This window comes from Aquitalea sp. S1-19 (assembly GCF_024343515.1).
The window spans coordinates 27,246-43,725 of sequence record NZ_RJTZ01000015.1 but is presented as its reverse complement, the minus strand read 5'-3'; the positions used below and the strand labels follow the sequence as shown (position 1 = coordinate 43,725).

13 protein-coding genes are annotated in these 16,480 nt (G+C 61.1%); 6 read left to right on the top strand and 7 right to left on the bottom strand.

The features are described 5' to 3' along the window. On the top strand, positions 1–691 hold a 691-nt coding region (dcuC, locus tag EGI20_RS04045; protein ID WP_498629841.1), incomplete at its 5' end, for a C4-dicarboxylate transporter DcuC. Positions 692–760: 69 nt separating this feature from the next. Here dcuC and EGI20_RS04040 read toward each other — a convergent pair. Beyond that, the gene (locus tag EGI20_RS04040; RefSeq protein ID WP_498629839.1) at positions 761–1,102 is read right to left on the bottom strand and encodes a DUF2322 family protein; all 342 of its coding nucleotides are present in this window, start codon (positions 1,100–1,102) and stop codon (positions 761–763) included. A 63-nt stretch (positions 1,103–1,165) separates the two neighbouring features. Between EGI20_RS04040 and EGI20_RS04035 the strand changes: the two genes are divergently transcribed. From EGI20_RS04035 to EGI20_RS04025, 3 genes are read left to right on the top strand one after another with little or no spacing between them, the layout of a single operon-like run. Continuing rightward, a complete protein-coding gene (locus EGI20_RS04035; RefSeq protein ID WP_498629837.1) occupies positions 1,166–2,233 on the top strand; it encodes an efflux RND transporter periplasmic adaptor subunit in 1,068 nt (355 codons plus the stop codon). After that, entirely contained in the window at positions 2,233–3,447 is a 1,215-nt protein-coding gene (locus tag EGI20_RS04030; protein ID WP_498629835.1) for an ABC transporter permease, read from the top strand. Before EGI20_RS04035 ends, EGI20_RS04030 begins: the two co-directional genes overlap by 1 nt. After that, positions 3,440–4,120 (top strand): ABC transporter ATP-binding protein, encoded by a 681-nt coding sequence (locus EGI20_RS04025; protein WP_498629833.1) that lies wholly within the window; start codon positions 3,440–3,442, stop codon positions 4,118–4,120. Before EGI20_RS04030 ends, EGI20_RS04025 begins: the two co-directional genes overlap by 8 nt. Before the next feature lie 152 nt (positions 4,121–4,272). Here EGI20_RS04025 and EGI20_RS04020 read toward each other — a convergent pair whose 3' ends face one another. Together EGI20_RS04020 and EGI20_RS04015 are read right to left on the bottom strand one after the other, a co-directional pair. Beyond that, positions 4,273–4,884: a DJ-1/PfpI family protein gene (locus EGI20_RS04020; RefSeq protein WP_498629831.1), complete on the bottom strand. Its 612-nt coding sequence runs from the start codon at positions 4,882–4,884 to the stop codon at positions 4,273–4,275. Between the two features lie 125 nt (positions 4,885–5,009). Further along, entirely contained in the window at positions 5,010–5,561 is a 552-nt protein-coding gene (locus EGI20_RS04015; RefSeq protein ID WP_498629829.1) for a hydrolase, read from the bottom strand. Positions 5,562–5,694: 133 nt separating this feature from the next. Between EGI20_RS04015 and EGI20_RS04010 the strand changes: the two genes are divergently transcribed. Then, a complete protein-coding gene (locus tag EGI20_RS04010; RefSeq protein WP_498629827.1) occupies positions 5,695–8,526 on the top strand; it encodes an FAD-binding and (Fe-S)-binding domain-containing protein in 2,832 nt (943 codons plus the stop codon). Positions 8,527–8,584: 58 nt separating this feature from the next. Here the strand turns inward: EGI20_RS04010 and EGI20_RS04005 are convergent, their stop codons facing one another. Both EGI20_RS04005 and EGI20_RS04000 read right to left on the bottom strand, forming a co-directional pair. Then, positions 8,585–8,761 carry a hypothetical protein gene (locus EGI20_RS04005; protein WP_498629825.1) on the bottom strand — a complete coding sequence of 59 codons (177 nt, stop codon included), beginning with the start codon at positions 8,759–8,761 and terminating at the stop codon, positions 8,585–8,587. Positions 8,762–8,905: 144 nt separating this feature from the next. Next, a complete protein-coding gene (locus EGI20_RS04000) occupies positions 8,906–10,048 on the bottom strand; it encodes a trans-sulfuration enzyme family protein (protein ID WP_498629823.1) in 1,143 nt (380 codons plus the stop codon). A gap of 213 nt (positions 10,049–10,261) precedes the next feature. On the opposite strand from EGI20_RS04000, the gene EGI20_RS03995 reads away from it, so the two are divergent. Then, positions 10,262–12,022: an AMP-dependent synthetase/ligase gene (locus EGI20_RS03995; protein ID WP_498629821.1), complete on the top strand. Its 1,761-nt coding sequence runs from the start codon at positions 10,262–10,264 to the stop codon at positions 12,020–12,022. 108 nt (positions 12,023–12,130) lie between these two features. Here the strand turns inward: EGI20_RS03995 and EGI20_RS03990 are convergent, their stop codons facing one another. Together EGI20_RS03990 and EGI20_RS03985 are read right to left on the bottom strand one after the other, a co-directional pair. Beyond that, positions 12,131–14,386 carry an Orn/Lys/Arg family decarboxylase gene (locus EGI20_RS03990; RefSeq protein ID WP_498629819.1) on the bottom strand — a complete coding sequence of 752 codons (2,256 nt, stop codon included), beginning with the start codon at positions 14,384–14,386 and terminating at the stop codon, positions 12,131–12,133. Positions 14,387–14,826: 440 nt separating this feature from the next. Continuing rightward, complete coding sequence (locus tag EGI20_RS03985; protein ID WP_498629817.1) at positions 14,827–16,287, bottom strand: phospholipase D-like domain-containing protein; 1,461 nt, start codon at positions 16,285–16,287, stop codon at positions 14,827–14,829. Positions 16,288–16,480 lie beyond the last annotated feature (193 nt).

The following is a 16,480-nucleotide window of genomic DNA, read 5'->3' as shown; positions in this document are numbered from 1 at the left end:
CCGCGGTGAACATGCCGAACTGGACGAGAAGGGTAGCGATGCCATCCAGGCACCATCCTGGTATGCGCTGTTGCCGGTGATTCCGTTTGCGCTGATGATGGTCTTCTCCAAGCTGGTGATCGACGACATCAAGGTCAGCGTGGAAGTGAGCATGCTGCTGACGGTGTTTATCGGTATGGCGTGCGAACTGGTGCGTACCCGCTCCATCCGTACTTCGTTTGCCGGCCTGTCCAGCGTCCTTGACGGTATGGGCAAGGTGTTCGGCCCGGTGGTGGCGCTGATTGTCTGCGCCGAACTGTTTGCCGAATCGCTCAAGGCCATCGGCGCGATTTCCGCTTTGTTGCACTCGGCGGATGGTGCCGGTCTGGGTAGCGGCTTCATGACGCTGGTGCTGGTTGCGCTGATTATGGGTGCCGCCGTGGTGATGGGCTCGGGCAACGCCTCCTTCCTCAGCTTTGCCACGCTGGCGCCGGAAGTGGCGACCAAGTTTGGCGTGCCGGCGGTGACCATGTTGCTGCCTATGCAGCTGGCTTCCAGTATCGGCCGCTCGGTGTCGCCCATTGCGGCGGTGGTCATTGCCTGTGCCGGTATCGCCAAGATTTCACCATTTGAAATCATCAAGCGCAGCAGTGTGCCGATGGGGGGTGCCCTGCTGACTGCGCTGTCGTTGAACTACGCATTCTTTATGTAAGTGAACAAGCCGCATCATGTGCGGCAGCAGGCTCAAGCCGCCCACCCTGAAAGGTGGGCGGCTTTTTACTTATTGAATTGTGTGCGCGACCGGCAGAAGCACCACGTCAAGCGGACCTTGCTTGCCTTGGGCCACGGCAAACAGGCGGTCGATATTCGGGTGTTTGCCGGGGTTGGCTTCGGCATCGATGCTGTGTTCGGCATAGAGCGTAATGCCGGCTTGCGCGGCTTCGCTATTGAGCACACCAAAGCGCGCGGCCAGCGCGGCGTAGACCCGTACCGAACCGGCTGTGCCGGGCTGGTTGAGCAAGGTGGCGACGTTCTGGCCAGTGCTATCCAGCAAGTTCAGCCCGGCCAGATGGCTCACTTCGGGCAAGGAGGCAAGATTCTCGGTAAAGGTTGCGCTACTCATGGCAGTGTTGATCCGTGCTCTGTGGTAAAAAGAAGTCATTATTTTAAGCGCATATGGATCGCCATGTTGCCACGCTTCCGCTTTTTGTTTGTCATCGTACTGATCGCCCTTGGGGCTGCCTTGTGGTGGCTACCACGCCTGCTGTATGGCCCTGAAGTCGCCGTGCTCAAGCTGGCGCCGCATCCGCTAACCCAAACCATCGTCACCACCGGCCATGTCAGCAGTGCCGAAGAAAGCCGGCTGGGTGCCACGCTGACCGGGCGGGTGCTGGCGACGCCGGTAGCCGAGGGCGCTGTGGTTGCCGCCGGTGCGGTGCTATTGGTGCTGGAGTCGGATGAGGCGCAGGCCACGCTGGCGCAGGCCGAGGGCAATGCGCACGAGGCCGCTGCCACGCAGGCCGAGGCCGAACGCCAGTTTGCCCGCCAGAGCAGCCTGCTGGCGCAGGGCTTTATCAGCCGCGCGGCGCTGGATGCGGAAGACAAAAAGGTACGGCTGGCGCGCGCGCGTGTGGCGGTGACACAGGCGGCGGTGACGGCGGCGCGGGCGCGATTAGAGCAGACCCGCATCCTGGCACCGGCTGCCGGGCGGCTGATTGCGCGCGAGGTGGAAGCGGGCGACATCGTCAGTGCCGGCAAGCCGGTGCTGACCTTTGCCGCCGCCGGCAAGACCGAGATCCGCCTCGACGTGGACGAGCGCTACCTGGCGCAGCTAAAAGTCGGGCAGGTGGCCAAGGTGGCGGCCGATGCCTGGCCTGATGCACTGTTTTCCGCTCGCCTTGTCCGCATCGCACCGCAGGTGGACCTGGAGCGCGGCACGCTGGAAGCCATCCTGCTGCCGGACACGCTGCCTGCATTCCTGACCCACAATATGACCGTGTCGGCCGAGATCGTGGTCGCGCGCAAAGCTGCCGCGCTGACCGTGCCGGCTGCAGCCGTGTTTGAGCGCGGCGGCAAATCGTGGCTGTGGCGCGTGCGGGAGGGCAAGGCCGGGCAGGTTGCGGTGGTGACCGGCATGGTGGCCGATGGTATGGCCGAGATCAAGAGCGGCCTGGCCGCCGGGGATCTGGTGGTGCTGCCCGGTGCGCCGGCGCTCTCGTTAGGCGACAAGGTGCGCGTGAAGGAGCAGGGCTGATGGCCTTTATCTGGACGGTGGCGTGGCGGCTGATGCGCGAAGGGCGCTTCCAGACGGTGTTGATTTTGGCTGGCGTGACCATAGGCGTGGCGGTGGTGGTATATATCACCGCCATCGTCAACGGCCTGCAAAGCAATATCATCGACAAGACGCTGTCGACGCAGGCGCATATCGTGCTCAAGCCGCGCGAAGACGTGAACCGGCGCCTGATCGAGGCGCCGGCGGGCGAGCTGATGAGCGAGGTGGAAACGCGCACTCAGCGCGAAAACACCATCGAGAACTGGGCCAGCGCGCTCGCTGCGACCCGCGCCTTGCCCGGCGTGGAGGCCGCCGCGGTGATGGCCAGCGGGCCGGGCTTCGCGCTCAAGGGCGGAGTCAGAAAATCGGTGGTACTGATGGGGGTGGAGCTGGCCGACTACCTGAAGATTGTGCCGCTGCAGAGCAAGCTCAAGGCCGGCCAGCTGCGGCTGGATAGCGGTGCGGTGATGATAGGCTCGGAGCTTGCGCGCGAGCTGGGTCTGAAGCCGGGCGATCGCCTGCGTCTGGTATCGGCCACCGGCGTCGCCGACAGTTTTCTGGTGACGGCGGTGCTGGATTTCGGGCTGAAGGATCTGTCGCGGCGCTGGGTGCTGCTGCCGCTCAGAAGTGCGCAGTCCTTGCTCGGCTACCGCCGCGACGTCAGCGAAATCTATGTCAAGACTTTCGACCTGTTCCAGGCCGAGTCCATTGCCGCGGCCGCGTCGGCGCGCACTGCGCTGGAGGCCGACAGCTGGCAGGAAACCAATACCCAGCTGGTGACCGCGCTCAGAAGCCAGAGCGCGTCGAGCAATATGATCAAGGTGTTCGTCACGCTGGCGGTGGCGCTGGGCATTGCCAGCGTGCTGGTGGTGTCGGTGGTGCAAAAGCAGCGCGAGATCGGCATCCTGCGCGCCATGGGCACGCCGGCCAGCCGCATCCGCGCGGTGTTCCTGCTGCAAGGCGCGATCTACGGGCTGGTCGGCTCCCTGGGCGGCTCGGCGCTGGGGGCCTTGCTGGCCAAGGGCTTTACCCGGCTGGCGCTCAATAGCGACGGCACGCCTTTGTTCCCGGTGGTGGTGACGCCATCGCTGTTTATCATTACTGCCATCATCGCAACGCTGGCCGGTGTGCTGGCGGCGTGGGCGCCGGCGCGGCGCGCGGCGATGCTGGACCCGGTGGAGGCAATCCGTGGCTGAGGTCTTACAACTGAAAGACATCCGCCGCAGCTACGGCGGCGGCAAGGCGCCACTGGTCGAGGTGCTGCACGGCATCAACCTTAATCTTCTTGAGGGTGAATTCTCTGCCCTGATCGGCCCGTCCGGCTCGGGCAAGTCCACCCTGCTCAATATCATGGGCTTGCTTGAGCAGCCAAGCTCAGGCGAGCTGCTTATCGCCGGCGAAACTGCCGTGGGGCTGACTGACGCGGCGCGTACCCGGCTGCGCAACCTTTATCTGGGTTTTATCTTCCAGTTCCACCACCTGCTGCCGGCGTTTTCCGCGCTGGAAAACGTGATGATGCCGGTGTTCGCCGGCAAGGGGGTGGTGAGCGCCGAAGACAAGGCCAGGGCCGCCATGCTGCTGGAGCGGGTCGGGCTGGCTGAACACAGCTACAAGATGCCGGTGCAGTTGTCCGGTGGCCAGCAGCAGCGGGTCGCCATCGTGCGCGCGCTGATGGCGCGCCCGCGTCTGGTGCTGGCCGACGAGCCGACCGGCAACCTCGACACTCAGACCGCAGCGGATGCCTTCGCGCTGATGCGCGAAATCAACCGCGAAGACGGTGTCACCTTCCTTATCGTCACCCACGACGCGAGACTGGCGGAGACCTGCGACAGGCAGATCCGGCTGGTGGACGGGCGGCTGGTGGATTGATGCCGGCTTTGGATGTCGGGTAGGGTGGGTTAGGTGGCTGACCGAGCGCTGCAAGCGAAGCGGCGCAAGGGAATGGGCGGCGTCGCCCGCCAGAGACTTAGTGGTCTGCGGCCGGTGGTGGGTTACTGCCTGCGACCTAACCCACCCACACGCTACTCGCAGGATGATGGTAGATAAGGAGCAATATTCTTCATGGCACGGGAAACATACGCTTCTTTCTCGCCAACCGGCGCGACATAGTGAAGTGCGTTTCTTGCGGCTTCTTCGCCCTCGCTGCGTGCTATCACCCAGGCGGCAAGATAGGCTGATGCCAGGCAGCCACCTGCGCTTGCAATATTGCCTTGCGCGTAGAAGGGCTGGTCAATCACGGCAACGCCCGCTTCCTGTACCCAAGGTTTGGTAATCAGGTCGGTGCAGGCCGGGACGTTGCCGAGCAGCCCAAGCTTGGCCAGAACCAGCGTGCCGGAGCATTGGGCACCAATCAGCTGCCGTGCCGGATCTAGCTGGAGCTGCGCCATGAGCGCCGGGGTGTTGACGATGTCCCGAGTCTGCATGCCGCTGCCGATTATCACGGCATCGGCCGCGCAGGCTTCGGCTAATGTTGACTGGGCAAGTACGGTGACGCCGTTCATGGAGGTGACCGCCGGCGTTGGGCATGAGAGCGTGACTCGCCAGCCCGGTTTTTTGATGCGATTAAGTATCCCCAAGGCGATCAAGGAGTCGAGCTCATTGAATCCTTCGAAGGTAAGGATGGCTATGTGCATAAGGTGAGGTCCCGGTCTATCTGTTATTTGTTTTAACCGTCGAGCAGGTGGCGGCGTAAACCATCGTGAAGCGTGTGGCGGTGTGGTGGGTTACGGCCTGCGGCCTAACCCACCCTACCTCTCTGTCACGGCTGTTCGCCGACCAGATACTTCTTGCTCATCGCCTTGAACTGTTCGCTGCCGGATTTTTCCAGCATCTCGAACAGCACCATTTCGCGGCTGACCAGCACCGCGCCTGCGTCCCGCATTCTTTGCAGCCCCAACTCCTTGTCGCTGTCGGCACGGCTGCCGACCACATCGGCGACGACAAATACCTGTTTGCCCAGTTGCAGCAGCCCCAGCACCGTCTGCAGCACGCAGACATGGGTTTCCATGCCGCACACGATGACCTGTTCGCGTTCAAGCAGGCTGCGCGGCAGGCAGCCGGCGCTGACGCAGGAGAAGTGCAGTTTTTCGACATGTACAGCATCGGGAGCGGCGGCGCTGAGTTCGGCCAGGGTGTGGCCCAGCCCTTGCGGATACTGTTCGGAAAACACCACCGGCAGGGCGCAATCATGGGCGGCCGCGATGAGCCAGCGCGCGCGCGCGATCAGGTTTTGCGCGCCGGCAATGGCGGGGGTGAGCTTTTCCTGTATATCCACCACCAGCAAGGTGGCCTTGTCTTTGTGCATCAGCATGTTTGTATTCCCGCTTATGGTTTTCACATCAGGATAATCCATAGCCATGGATAGGGGCATCCCCGCATGGGGCAAGTGCGCTGACTGTGGCAAACTTTGTCCTATTGATGACCTGAGTCCTGGAGCAATTTGCATGTTGCCTGCCGCCTACCAAAGCTTTGTCCGGCGTATTAGTGGTCGTATCGACAGCCGGCGCATCTATACCGATCCGTTGTCCACGCTGACTTATGGCACCGATGCGTCCTGCTACCGGCTAACGCCCAAGGTGGTGGTGAAAACGCATAACGAGGATGAGGTCAGGCTGTTGCTGGCCGAAGCGGCGGCACTGGCTTTGCCGGTCACTTTCCGCGCTGCGGGGACTTCCTTGTCTGGGCAGGCGGTCAGCGATTCGATCTTGCTGGTGGCCGGCGAGGCGTGGAACCGGCTGGAGGTGCTGGATCATGGCGCGGCCATCCGTTTGCAGCCGGGCGTACTGGGGGCGGCGGCCAATGCCGCACTCTTGCCCTACGGGCGCAAGATAGGCCCGGACCCGGCCACGCTGAATGCGGCGATGATAGGCGGCATCGTCAACAACAATTCAAGCGGCATGTGCTGCGGCACGGCGCAGAACAGTTACCGCACTGTGCGCAGCCTGCGCCTGATCCTGGCGGACGGCACTTTGCTCGATACCTCGGACGAGGCCAGTGTGGCGGCGTTTCGCGAGAGCCATGCCGGCTTGCTGTCGGCCTTGTCGGGTTTGGCCCTGCGTGTGCAGGGGAACGAGACACTCGCGGCCAGAATACGGCGCAAGTACAAGATGAAGAACACCACCGGCTATAGCCTGAATGCGCTGGTGGATTACACCGACCCGCTGGCCATCTTGCTGCATCTGATGGTGGGCAGCGAAGGCACGCTGGCCTTCGTGTCCGAGGTGGTGTATCACACCGTGCCTGACTGGGCGCATAAGGCATCGGCCCTGGTGTTTTATCCCGACATCGGCACGGCCTGTCAGGCTATCTCGGTGCTGGCGCAGCATAAGGATCAGGTGGCTGCAGCCGAGCTGCTGGATAGGGCCAGCCTGCGCTCGGTAGAAAACAAGGCCGGCGTGCCGGCGCTGATACGCAGCCTGCCCGATACGGCGGCGGCCATTCTGATTGAAACCCGGGCCGAGTCCGCAGCGGATTTGCAGCGCCAGAGCGCAGCCATCAGCGCTTTGCTTGCGCCGTTCGCCGCATTGGCGCCGCTGGTGTTCAGTAGTGATGCCGCCGAAACGACCCGGCTATGGAATATCCGTAAGGGCATGTTCCCCAGTGTCGGAGCAATGCGCGCGACCGGGACGACGGTGATTATCGAGGATGTGGTGTTTCCGATCGAGCATCTGGCGGAGGGTACGCTCAAGCTGCAGGCCTTGTTTCAGCGCCACGGCTATCACGAGGCCATCATTTTCGGCCATGCGCTGGAAGGCAATCTGCACTTCGTGTTTACCCCCGACTTTTCCGGCGAGGCCGAAATCGGGCGCTATCAGGCTTTTCTGGAAGACGTGTGTCAACTGGTGGCGGTCGAGTATGAGGGCGCGGTCAAGGCCGAGCATGGCACCGGGCGCAATATGGCGCCTTTTGTCGAGCTGGAGTGGGGGGCGGATGCCTACCGCGTGATGCAGGAAATCAAGCTGCTGTTTGATCCTCAGGGCATGCTCAACCCCGATGTGATCTTGTCGCAGGACAAACTCTTGCATGTCAAACATCTCAAGCCCATGCCGGCGGCCAACCCCATTATCGACAAATGTATCGAGTGCGGTTTTTGCGAGGCGCAATGCCCTAGCCGTGCACTGACGCTGACGCCGCGCCAGCGTATTGTCGCGCGGCGCGAAATCGCGGCGCTGGCGGCAAGCGGCACCGAGCCTGCCGCCTTGCAGCAGATGGAAGCGTCTTATGTCTATGCCGGCGAGCAAACCTGTGTCGCCTGCGGCTTGTGCGAGACGGCGTGCCCGGTGGGGATCAATACCGGCCGGCTCACGCTGGGCCTGCGCGAAGCGGCACTGGGCGACAGCGACCGCAAGCGGGCCGCGACGCTGGCGCGGCATTATGGCCTGGCCAGCAGCGCGGCACGAACCGGTTTGCGTCTGCTTGCCGGCTTTGAGAAGGTGGCGGGCGAGGGCGGCACGGCGGCCCTGATGCAGGGCTTGCGCCGCGTACTGGGTACGCGCGTGCCGCACTGGTCGCGCCATTTCCCGCGTGGCGCAGGGCGCTTTAGCGCGTTGCCGGGCAAGGCGGACAGCGTGCGCAAGGTGGTGTATTTGCCGTCCTGTCTGACGCGAACCTTTGTACCCTCGGGCGCTGCACCGGATGCGCGTCCGGTGAATCAGGTGGTCGCTTCGGTGCTGGAAAAAGCCGGTTATGCGCTGCTATATCCATCGGACCTGGGCAATCTGTGCTGTGGCACGCCTTTTCACTCCAAAGGCGCGATGGATGCGGCTGAGGCCAAGCGTATGGAGGTGGAGGCGGCGCTATTGCTGGCCAGTGACAATGGCCGCTGGCCGGTCATTGTCGATAACGGGGTCTGCACGGTGGCACTGCTGGAGGGCTTGCAGGATACGCCGCTACAGATTTACGACGTGACGCGCTTTGTGCATGAAGTGGCTGCCGACTATCTGCAGTTCAGCCCGCTGGATGAGGATGTGGCGCTGCATGTGGTGTGTTCGATGCGTAAAAGCGGGCAGGCGGCGATGCTGGAAGCGCTGGCGCGGCGCTGCGCGACCAGGGTGACGGTGCCGGGCGGGGTGACCTGTTGCGGTTTTGCCGGCGACAAGGGCTTTACCTATCCCGAGCTGAATGCTTCGGCGCTGAAGGATTTGCGCCCTCAGGTCAGCCATTGCAGTGGCGGCTATTCCAATAGCGCGACTTGCGAGATCGGCCTGTCCGAACATTCCGGCCTCGATTACCAGCATCTGATGGTGCTGGTGGACAAGGTGACGCGCGCCCTCTAAAGCAGCACGCAAAAAGGGCAAGGCCTGCGCCTTGCCCTTGATCTCCATCCGGCTTTTCTCAGCCCAGATTGAATGGCGACTGCTGGTAAAACGGATTGAACGGCGAGTTGCGCTGTACTTCTTCCTGACCACGGCGAAAGCGCGGTTTGAGCATGCCGCTGGCTAAGGAAAAGGCACCACCGATGATCGGTAGTGCAAAGAAATAAATCAATACAGCGCTCAGTATGATTGTCATGTTTGTTCTCCAATGTTTGGAGACAATTATCCGTTTTAAAACAGTTGTTTGTCTTTCGTTTCCCGGACATCGATAGCCAGCGCCGCGACATGGCGTCATTTCTACGGGGCATTCTTCGCTGCGCCGCTATCGAAGTGCCGGCAATCAGGCGAGCGCCTGGGCCAGATCGGCCAGAATGTCGTCTATATCTTCTATCCCTATAGAGAGGCGCAAACCGCCTTCGCGCAGTCCCAGTGCGCGTTTCTGTTCGGGTGGCAGCGAGCCGTGCGACATGGTCCAGCTATGGTTGACCAGCGATTCGACACCGCCCAGCGATTCGGCCAGCGCGAACAATTGCAGACGGGTGGCGACGCGGTTGGCGGCTTCGCGCGTGTCTTCCTTTAAATAGATGGAAATGATGCCGCCGAAACGGCGCATCTGTGTTTTGGCCAGCGCGTGTTGCGGATGGTCGGTGAGGCCTGGGAAGAACACCTTTTCAATGGCAGGGTGGTCAACTAGAAAAGCGGCGACCTTTTCGGCATTGTCGCAATGGCGCTCCATTCTCAGTGCCAGCGTCTTGATGCCGCGCAGCACTAAAAAGCAGTCCTGCGGCCCCGGTACATTGCCGGCCGAGTTCTGGATAAAGCGGATCTTCTGCTGCAGCGCATTGTCGTTCAGCGCAACCAGACCCAGCAGCACATCGGAGTGGCCGCCCAGATACTTGGTGGCCGAGTGCACCACGATATCGGCGCCCAGATCGAGCGGGTTCTGCAAATAAGGCGTGGCAAAGGTATTGTCGATCGCGACATGTGCGCCATGGGCGTGGGCAATGGCCGACAGCGCGGCAATATCGACCAGATTCAATAGCGGGTTGGTGGGCGACTCCAGCCATACCAGCTTGACCGCAGGATTGATGGCGTCCTCCAGATTGGCCGGATCGGTCAGATCGACAAAGCTGACTTTGATCCCCAGGGGGGCCATCACCTTGGACAATAAACGCCAGGCCCCGCCATACAGGTCGGCCACAGCGATGACCTCGTCACCCGGCTGCAAAAAGGCACGCAATACGCCATCAATGGCAGCCATGCCGCTGGCAAAAGCCATGCCATGGCGGGCATTTTCCAGGCTGGCAAAGCAGTCTTCCAGTGCCGCCCGGGTCGGTGTGCCGGAGCGGGCATAGGAAAATTCCATGTCGGCGCCGATCTGCTCGAAGGCAAACACCGAGGTTTGGTAAATAGGCGGCATCACTGCGCCCTGATGTGCTTTTGCCTGATAGCCGGCATGGATGGCGCGGGTGGAAAACTTCATCTTAAGCCTCGGATTTATAAGTCAAACGTATGAATATGTTAAGAAACGCGGCCATGTGGCACGAGGCAATTTTGAGATCGGTTGCTATTGTTTTATTGTGCAATCTTTGCCAATTCCAGTTTGATATCGGACAAAGCCGTCTAAGTTCAATACTTTACACCTTCGCCGATTGGGGATAAGGTGCGCTCTTTCGATTTCGGTCCACATAAAGCGATGAAGCTTGAACGTGCATTTGACTTTCTGTATCACCAGCTAGAAACGCAACCACGCCATGACTGCCTGAGCACACGCAAAGGCAAGCAGTGGCATACCCTTTCGACGCCTGAAGTTGTAGAAACCGTCAACCGCGTCAGCCATGGCTTTATCAAACTGGGCATCAACCGTGGCGACCGCGTCGCCATCGTGGCCGACAACTCGACCGAATGGGTTCTGGTCGATCTGGCCTTGCAGCAGATCGGCGCCATCAGCGTGCCGCTGTACCCGACCATTACCGTCGAGGACGCGACCTATATTCTGATGCACGCCGGGGTCAAAATGGCCTTTGCCGGCACGGCAGCCATGCAGCGCAAAGTACATGATGCGCTGGGCAAACTGACCTGTCCTATCTATTCCTTTGCCGATATCGAAGGCGTGCCCTCGTGGCGCGAAGTCGAGGCACTGGGTGCCGATGGTGACGATATCATGCTCGCCGGCCTGCGTGACAGCATCCGCGCCGACGACGTGTTTACCATTATCTACACCTCGGGTACGACCGGTCGCTCCAAAGGCGTCATGCTGTCGCATCGCAATGTGGTCAGCACTGCGACGGCAACGGCCGAACATACCGGTCTGCCGGAAGGCAAGCTGCGCGCCCTGTCTTTCCTGCCGCTGTCGCACATCTTCGAGCGTACCGGGGTTTACTACTATATGTCTTCCAGTACCGGCATCTATTTTGCCGGTGTCGAGCAGCTATCCAATGCGCTGCAGGAAGTGCATCCGCATACCTTCAGCGCCGTGCCGCGCGTGCTGGAAAAACTGTACGAAAAGCTGGCGGGCAAGGCGTCCGAGCTCTCCGGCAGCAAGAAAAAGCTGTATCTGTGGGCGCTGGAGATGGCCGAGAATTTCGACCCCAACGTCAAGATGGGGCTGTGGCAAAAGGCGCAGTTCGCGCTGGCCGACAAGCTGATCTTCAGCAAATGGCGTACGGCGCTGGGTGGCGAACTCAAGTGGATCAACGTCGGCTCGGCCGCGTTGCAGCCGCGACTGGCGCGCCTGATGTGGGCCTGCGGCATTATGGTGGCCGAAGGCTATGGCATGACCGAATGCTCGCCGGTGATTTCGGCCAACCTGTTTGATGCCGACAAGGTTCGTATCGGCTCGGTTGGCGTGCCGCTGCCGCATGTCGAGGTGAAGATAGCCGACGATGGCGAGATTCTGGTGCGTGGCCCCAATGTGATGGTCGGCTACTACAAGGATGCCGAGCAGACCGCAGAAACCATTATCGACGGCTGGCTGCATACCGGCGACATCGGCAAGATGGCCGATGGTGTACTGACCATTACCGACCGCAAGAAGGAAATGTTCAAGACTTCCAACGGCAAATACATTGCGCCGCAGGTGATCGAGAACAAGCTCAAGGAATCGGCCTTTATCGACCAGGTCATGGTGGTGGGCGACGGGCAGAAGTTTGCCGGCGCACTGATCGTGCCGCTATTCGACAAGCTCAAGGAGTGGTGTGCCCAGCAGGGGATCGCCTATACCAGCGATGCCGAAATGACGCACAACCCCAAAGTGCAGGCGCTGATAGACCGCGAGGTTAAACGCTTCAACCGCTACTTCGGTAACTGGGAGCATGTGAAGAAATTCGCGCTGCTGGAAAAACCGTGGTGTGTGGACAAGGGTGAACTGGCACCGACGCTGAAGCTGCGCCGCAAGGTGATTACCCAGCATTGCCGTGACCTGATCGACAGCCTGTATCAGCACCATCCTGCCTGATACCGGTTTGCCGGATACAACAAAGCCCCGCGATACGTCGCGGGGCTTTGTTGCATATGGCGCGAGCCTGACGGGAGGGGAGCCTGTCACTCCCCGATTCCCTACTTCCTATTTCACACAATCCACGCAGTACACCCGCTTGCCGTCTTTTTCCACCGCAACCAGGCCGTGCACATCGGTTTCAAAGCCCGGAAGTTCAAGGTTGAAGTCCTGCACAAACTTCAGGTAGCCGACAATGGTACGGTTGAAGCGCTCACCCGGAATCAAGAGTGGAATACCTGGCGGATAGGGGGTGAGCAGGCCGGCGGTGATGCGGCCTTCCAGCTCGCCTACCGGCACGCGCTCGATTTCGCGGTGTGCGGTCTTGGCGAAGGCATCGGCCGGGCGCATGGCCGGCTCCATTTCCGACAGATAGATTTCGGTCGTCAGGCGCGCAATATTATGGCGCGCGTACAGTTCGTGAATCTTCTGGCACAAATCGCGCAGGCCGACGCGCTCGTATTGCGGATACTTGGCGACAAATTCCGGCATGATGCGCCACATCGGCTGGTTCTTGTCGTAGTCGTCCTTGAACTGCTGCAACAGTGAAATCAGCGTGTTCCAGCGCCCCTTGGTGATGCCGATGGTGAACATGATGAAGAAGCTGTACAGGCCGGTCTTTTCCACCACGACACCGTGTTCGGTCAGATACTTGGTGACGATGGCGGCCGGTATGCCCATTTCGTCCGGGTTGCCGTCTACATCCAGCCCCGGGGTGAGAATGGTGGCCTTGATCGGGTCGAGCAGGTTGAAGCCTTCTTCGATGCCGGCAAAGCCGTGCCAGCGGTCTTCCGGCTTGAGTTGCCATTCGGCCGGATCGCAGATGCCGTCGTCCGACAGCGCTTGCGGCCCCCACACCTTGAACCACCAGTCATTGCCGTACTCTTCATCCACCTTGCGCATGGCGCGACGGAAGTCCAGCGCTTCGACCAGGGATTCCTCCACCAGCGTCTTGCCGCCTGGCTGCTCCATCATTGCCGCCGCCACATCGCAGCTGGCGATAATCGCGTACTGCGGGCTGGTCGAGGTATGCATCAGATAGGCCTCGTTGAACAAGGACACATCCAGTTTGCGGTTGATCGGGTCCTGCACCAGGATCTGCGAGGCCTGCGAGATACCGGCCAGCAGCTTGTGGGTGGACTGGGTGGAGAAAATCATCGACTCCTTGCAGCGCGGCCTGTCGTCGCCAATGGCGTGGAAGTCGCCATAGAAGTCGTGGAAGCTGGCGTGCGGCAGCCAGGCTTCGTCAAAATGCAGGCTGTCGACCTCGCCATCGAGCAGACCCTTGATCTCCTCGACGTTGTACAGGATGCCGTCGTAGGTGGACTGGGTCAGCGTCAGGATGCGCGGCTTGGCGTCCGGGTTTTTTTCTAGTGCGGCGCGGGCAAACGGGTTGGCCAGAATTTTTTGACGGATGTTTTCCAGCGAGAACTCGGCCTTGGGGATCGGGCCGATAATGCCGTAGTGGTTGCGCGTCGGCATCAGGAACACCGGAATGGCGCCGGTCATAATGATCGCGTGCAGATTGGACTTATGGCAGTTGCGGTCAACCAGCACGATGTCGCCGGCGGCAACCGTGCTATGCCACACGATCTTGTTGCTGGTCGAGGTGCCGTTGGTGACAAAAAACAGGTGGTCGGCGCTGAAGATGCGCGCGGCGTTGCGCTCGGATGCAGCTACCGGGCCGGTATGGTCCAAGAGCTGGCCCAGTTCATCCACGGCATTGCACACGTCGGCGCGCAGCATATTCTCGCCGAAGAACTGGTGGAACATCTGGCCGACCGGGCTCTTCAAAAAGGCGACGCCGCCGGAGTGGCCCGGGCAGTGCCAGGAATAGGAGCCATCGTTGGCGTAGTCAACCAGCGCGCGGAAGAAGGGTGGCGCCAGGCTGTCGAGGTAGGACTTGGTTTCGCGGATGATATGGCGTGCCACAAAGTCCGGCGTGTCTTCGTGCATGTGGATAAAGCCATGCAGTTCGCGCAGGATATCGTTCGGGATGTGGCGTGCGGTACGCGTTTCGCCATAGAGGTAGACCGGGATATCGGGGTTGCGGCGACGCAGCTCGGCGATAAAGCCATACAGCTTGCCCAGCGCGGTATCCGTGCTGTCCTGGGTGTGGAATTCTTCGTCATCGATAGACAGGATAAAGCCGGCGGCACGGCTTTGCTGCTGCGCAAATGCAGTCAGGTCGCCATAGCTGGTGTAGCCCACCACTTCGATGCCCTGGCTTTCAATGGCGCTGGCCAGCTCGCGGATGCCGGAGCCGCTGGTATTTTCGGTGCGGAAGTCTTCGTCGATGATGACGATGGGAAAACGGAAACGCATGCCTGAGTCCTTGTTGAAACTCGGACATCAATGGCACCGTCAAAAAGGCGCAAGCGTGGGATAGGGTCGTGCCCTGTCATGACACAGGGTCGGGGCCGGGCACCTGTAACGCCTTGCGGCCTTTGGCGAGGCCAAAGATGTCACTCGGTGCGCGTTGGGGCGCAGTTGCTGTTCGTGCGGTACGCAGAAGTAGCGCACGCCGTGGCTGGCCTTGAGGCGCGATTCACATCAAATTCCGACGCCTGAGCGTCGGGTCATTTGGGTGCTTTGCACCGCGGTCCGCACTGGATGGTGTCCATCCTCACGTCTGCCGGCTTAGGGCAGGCTGCAAGCAACCCACCTTCGAATACCCTGTTCGGCGCGCATTATATCTATATTGGATGGTTTGTAAAGTGGCGGGGTGGTGTGGGGGTAGCGGCGTCGACTCCCCACTCTCCACGCTATCCCCCATTCTCCGTCTTACGCAGCTGCCACGCCTTCAGGATCAGTGCCGCGCTGCCCGTGCCCAGCAGCAGCACCAGAGGCGCGGCGATCAGCCATGGGAAGAAGGCGATGGCCAGAGCCAGCAGCAAGAGGGTGCAACCTATGCTTAACAGCGCGGAAGCTTCGCTGCGCTCGACTTCGCGCGTGCCGCGCACCACGGCTTCAATGGCGTCGCCGATGCGCGCCGCTTGTCTGGCGGCCGCGCGGGCGGTGGCTCGGGCGCGGGCGGCATTGGCTCCGGCGCTGAGCAGGGGCGAGTGATAGGGCAGGCGCGGGCGTGACAGGGCCGGACGGCGGCGCTGGCCCTGCAGAATGACTTCGGTGGCGTTATCCAGATCACGGTAAAAGCGCTCGGCCAGCTCGCCTGCCAGCGTTTCGTCTTCGATGGACACATCCAGTTCCCGGTTGGCCAGCCAGCTGGACACATTGAGATTGGACGAACCGATGCGCGCCCAGCGTCCGTCGGCTACGGCGGTCTTGGCATGGATCATCGAGCCGTTCCATTCGAACACGCGCACCCCTGCTTCCAGCAGGGGGCGATACTGGGTACGCGACACGGTCGCGATCCAGGCGATATCGCTGGCGCGTGGCACCAGCAAGCGCACATCGACCCCGTCGCGTGCCGCATTTTTCAAGGCGGTGAGATAGGTGCCGGTACCCATGAAATAAGCGTCGGTAATCCATAACGTTTCGCGGGCGAAGGCGGCAATCATCAGGTCCAGCCGCATCATGTTGGCGCTGCTGGGGGTGGTGGCAATCAGGCGTGCAGCCACATCGCCGGGCTCGGGTGCCGTCGCAGCATGTGCGGTCAGCGCCAGCGGGCTGCCGCAACTGGCCCAGCTATCGGCAAAGGCGGCAATGGCCGCCTGCAGCACCGGGCCTGTCAGGCGGATGCCGGTGTCGCGCCAGGGTGCGATGCCGGCTTGGCTATCACCTTCCCAGCGCGCGCTGACGCACAGGCCGGCGACAAAGACCTGCTCTTGGTCGACGATGATTTGCTTGCGGTGGTTGCGTCCCAAAAGCGCGAGCCCGGCGGACAGGCTGGGGGGGTTGTAGTAGCGGATTTCGGCGCCGGCCGCGAGCAGCGGTTTGAAAAAGCCGGACAAAATTTCCTGCCAGCAGCCGAACCAGTCCAGCAGCAGCAGCACGCGCACCTTGCTGCGCGCCCGCTCGGCGAGCAGGGCGCATAGATGGCGGCCGAAGTCATCGTTGCTGAACATATACATCTCGATCAGGATGCTTTCCTGCGCTGCGGCAATCGCTGCTTCCCAGGCTGGAAAATTTTCGGCGCTGTCGTACAGCAGGCGGGCGTGATTGCCGGCAATAAGCGGTGCGCCTGCCGCGCGGGCAAAGGCCTGGTCGGCGAAGCCGCGTACGGCCTCACGGGAGGCGGGAGATTTTTCCGGAGTATGAATCACGCTTTTTGTCCGACATTATGCAGTTGGTAGCTATTTTCAATATTGTTTATGCACTTATTTTGGTCGCTAAATTTAAATTTAACGTCACAAAACTGAAAATAAAGCTGGGGTTTTCCCGTATAAAAACCTATGTTTTTGCGGCTAAGTTATTGATAAAAATGGATTATCGCGTCGCACAAATTCGGGTTGCGAT

Coding starts and splice junctions, on each gene's coding strand:
- EGI20_RS04040 (WP_498629839.1), bottom strand. CDS start 1,102: ATGAGTAGCGCAACCTTTACCGAGAATCTTGCCTCCTTGCCCGAAGTG.
- EGI20_RS04035 (WP_498629837.1), top strand. CDS start 1,166: ATGTTGCCACGCTTCCGCTTTTTGTTTGTCATCGTACTGATCGCCCTT.
- EGI20_RS04030 (WP_498629835.1), top strand. CDS start 2,233: ATGGCCTTTATCTGGACGGTGGCGTGGCGGCTGATGCGCGAAGGGCGC.
- EGI20_RS04020 (WP_498629831.1), bottom strand. CDS start 4,884: ATGCACATAGCCATCCTTACCTTCGAAGGATTCAATGAGCTCGACTCC.
- EGI20_RS04015 (WP_498629829.1), bottom strand. CDS start 5,561: ATGCTGATGCACAAAGACAAGGCCACCTTGCTGGTGGTGGATATACAG.
- EGI20_RS04010 (WP_498629827.1), top strand. CDS start 5,695: ATGTTGCCTGCCGCCTACCAAAGCTTTGTCCGGCGTATTAGTGGTCGT.
- EGI20_RS04005 (WP_498629825.1), bottom strand. CDS start 8,761: ATGACAATCATACTGAGCGCTGTATTGATTTATTTCTTTGCACTACCG.
- EGI20_RS04000 (WP_498629823.1), bottom strand. CDS start 10,048: ATGAAGTTTTCCACCCGCGCCATCCATGCCGGCTATCAGGCAAAAGCA.
- EGI20_RS03995 (WP_498629821.1), top strand. CDS start 10,262: ATGAAGCTTGAACGTGCATTTGACTTTCTGTATCACCAGCTAGAAACG.
- EGI20_RS03990 (WP_498629819.1), bottom strand. CDS start 14,386: ATGCGTTTCCGTTTTCCCATCGTCATCATCGACGAAGACTTCCGCACC.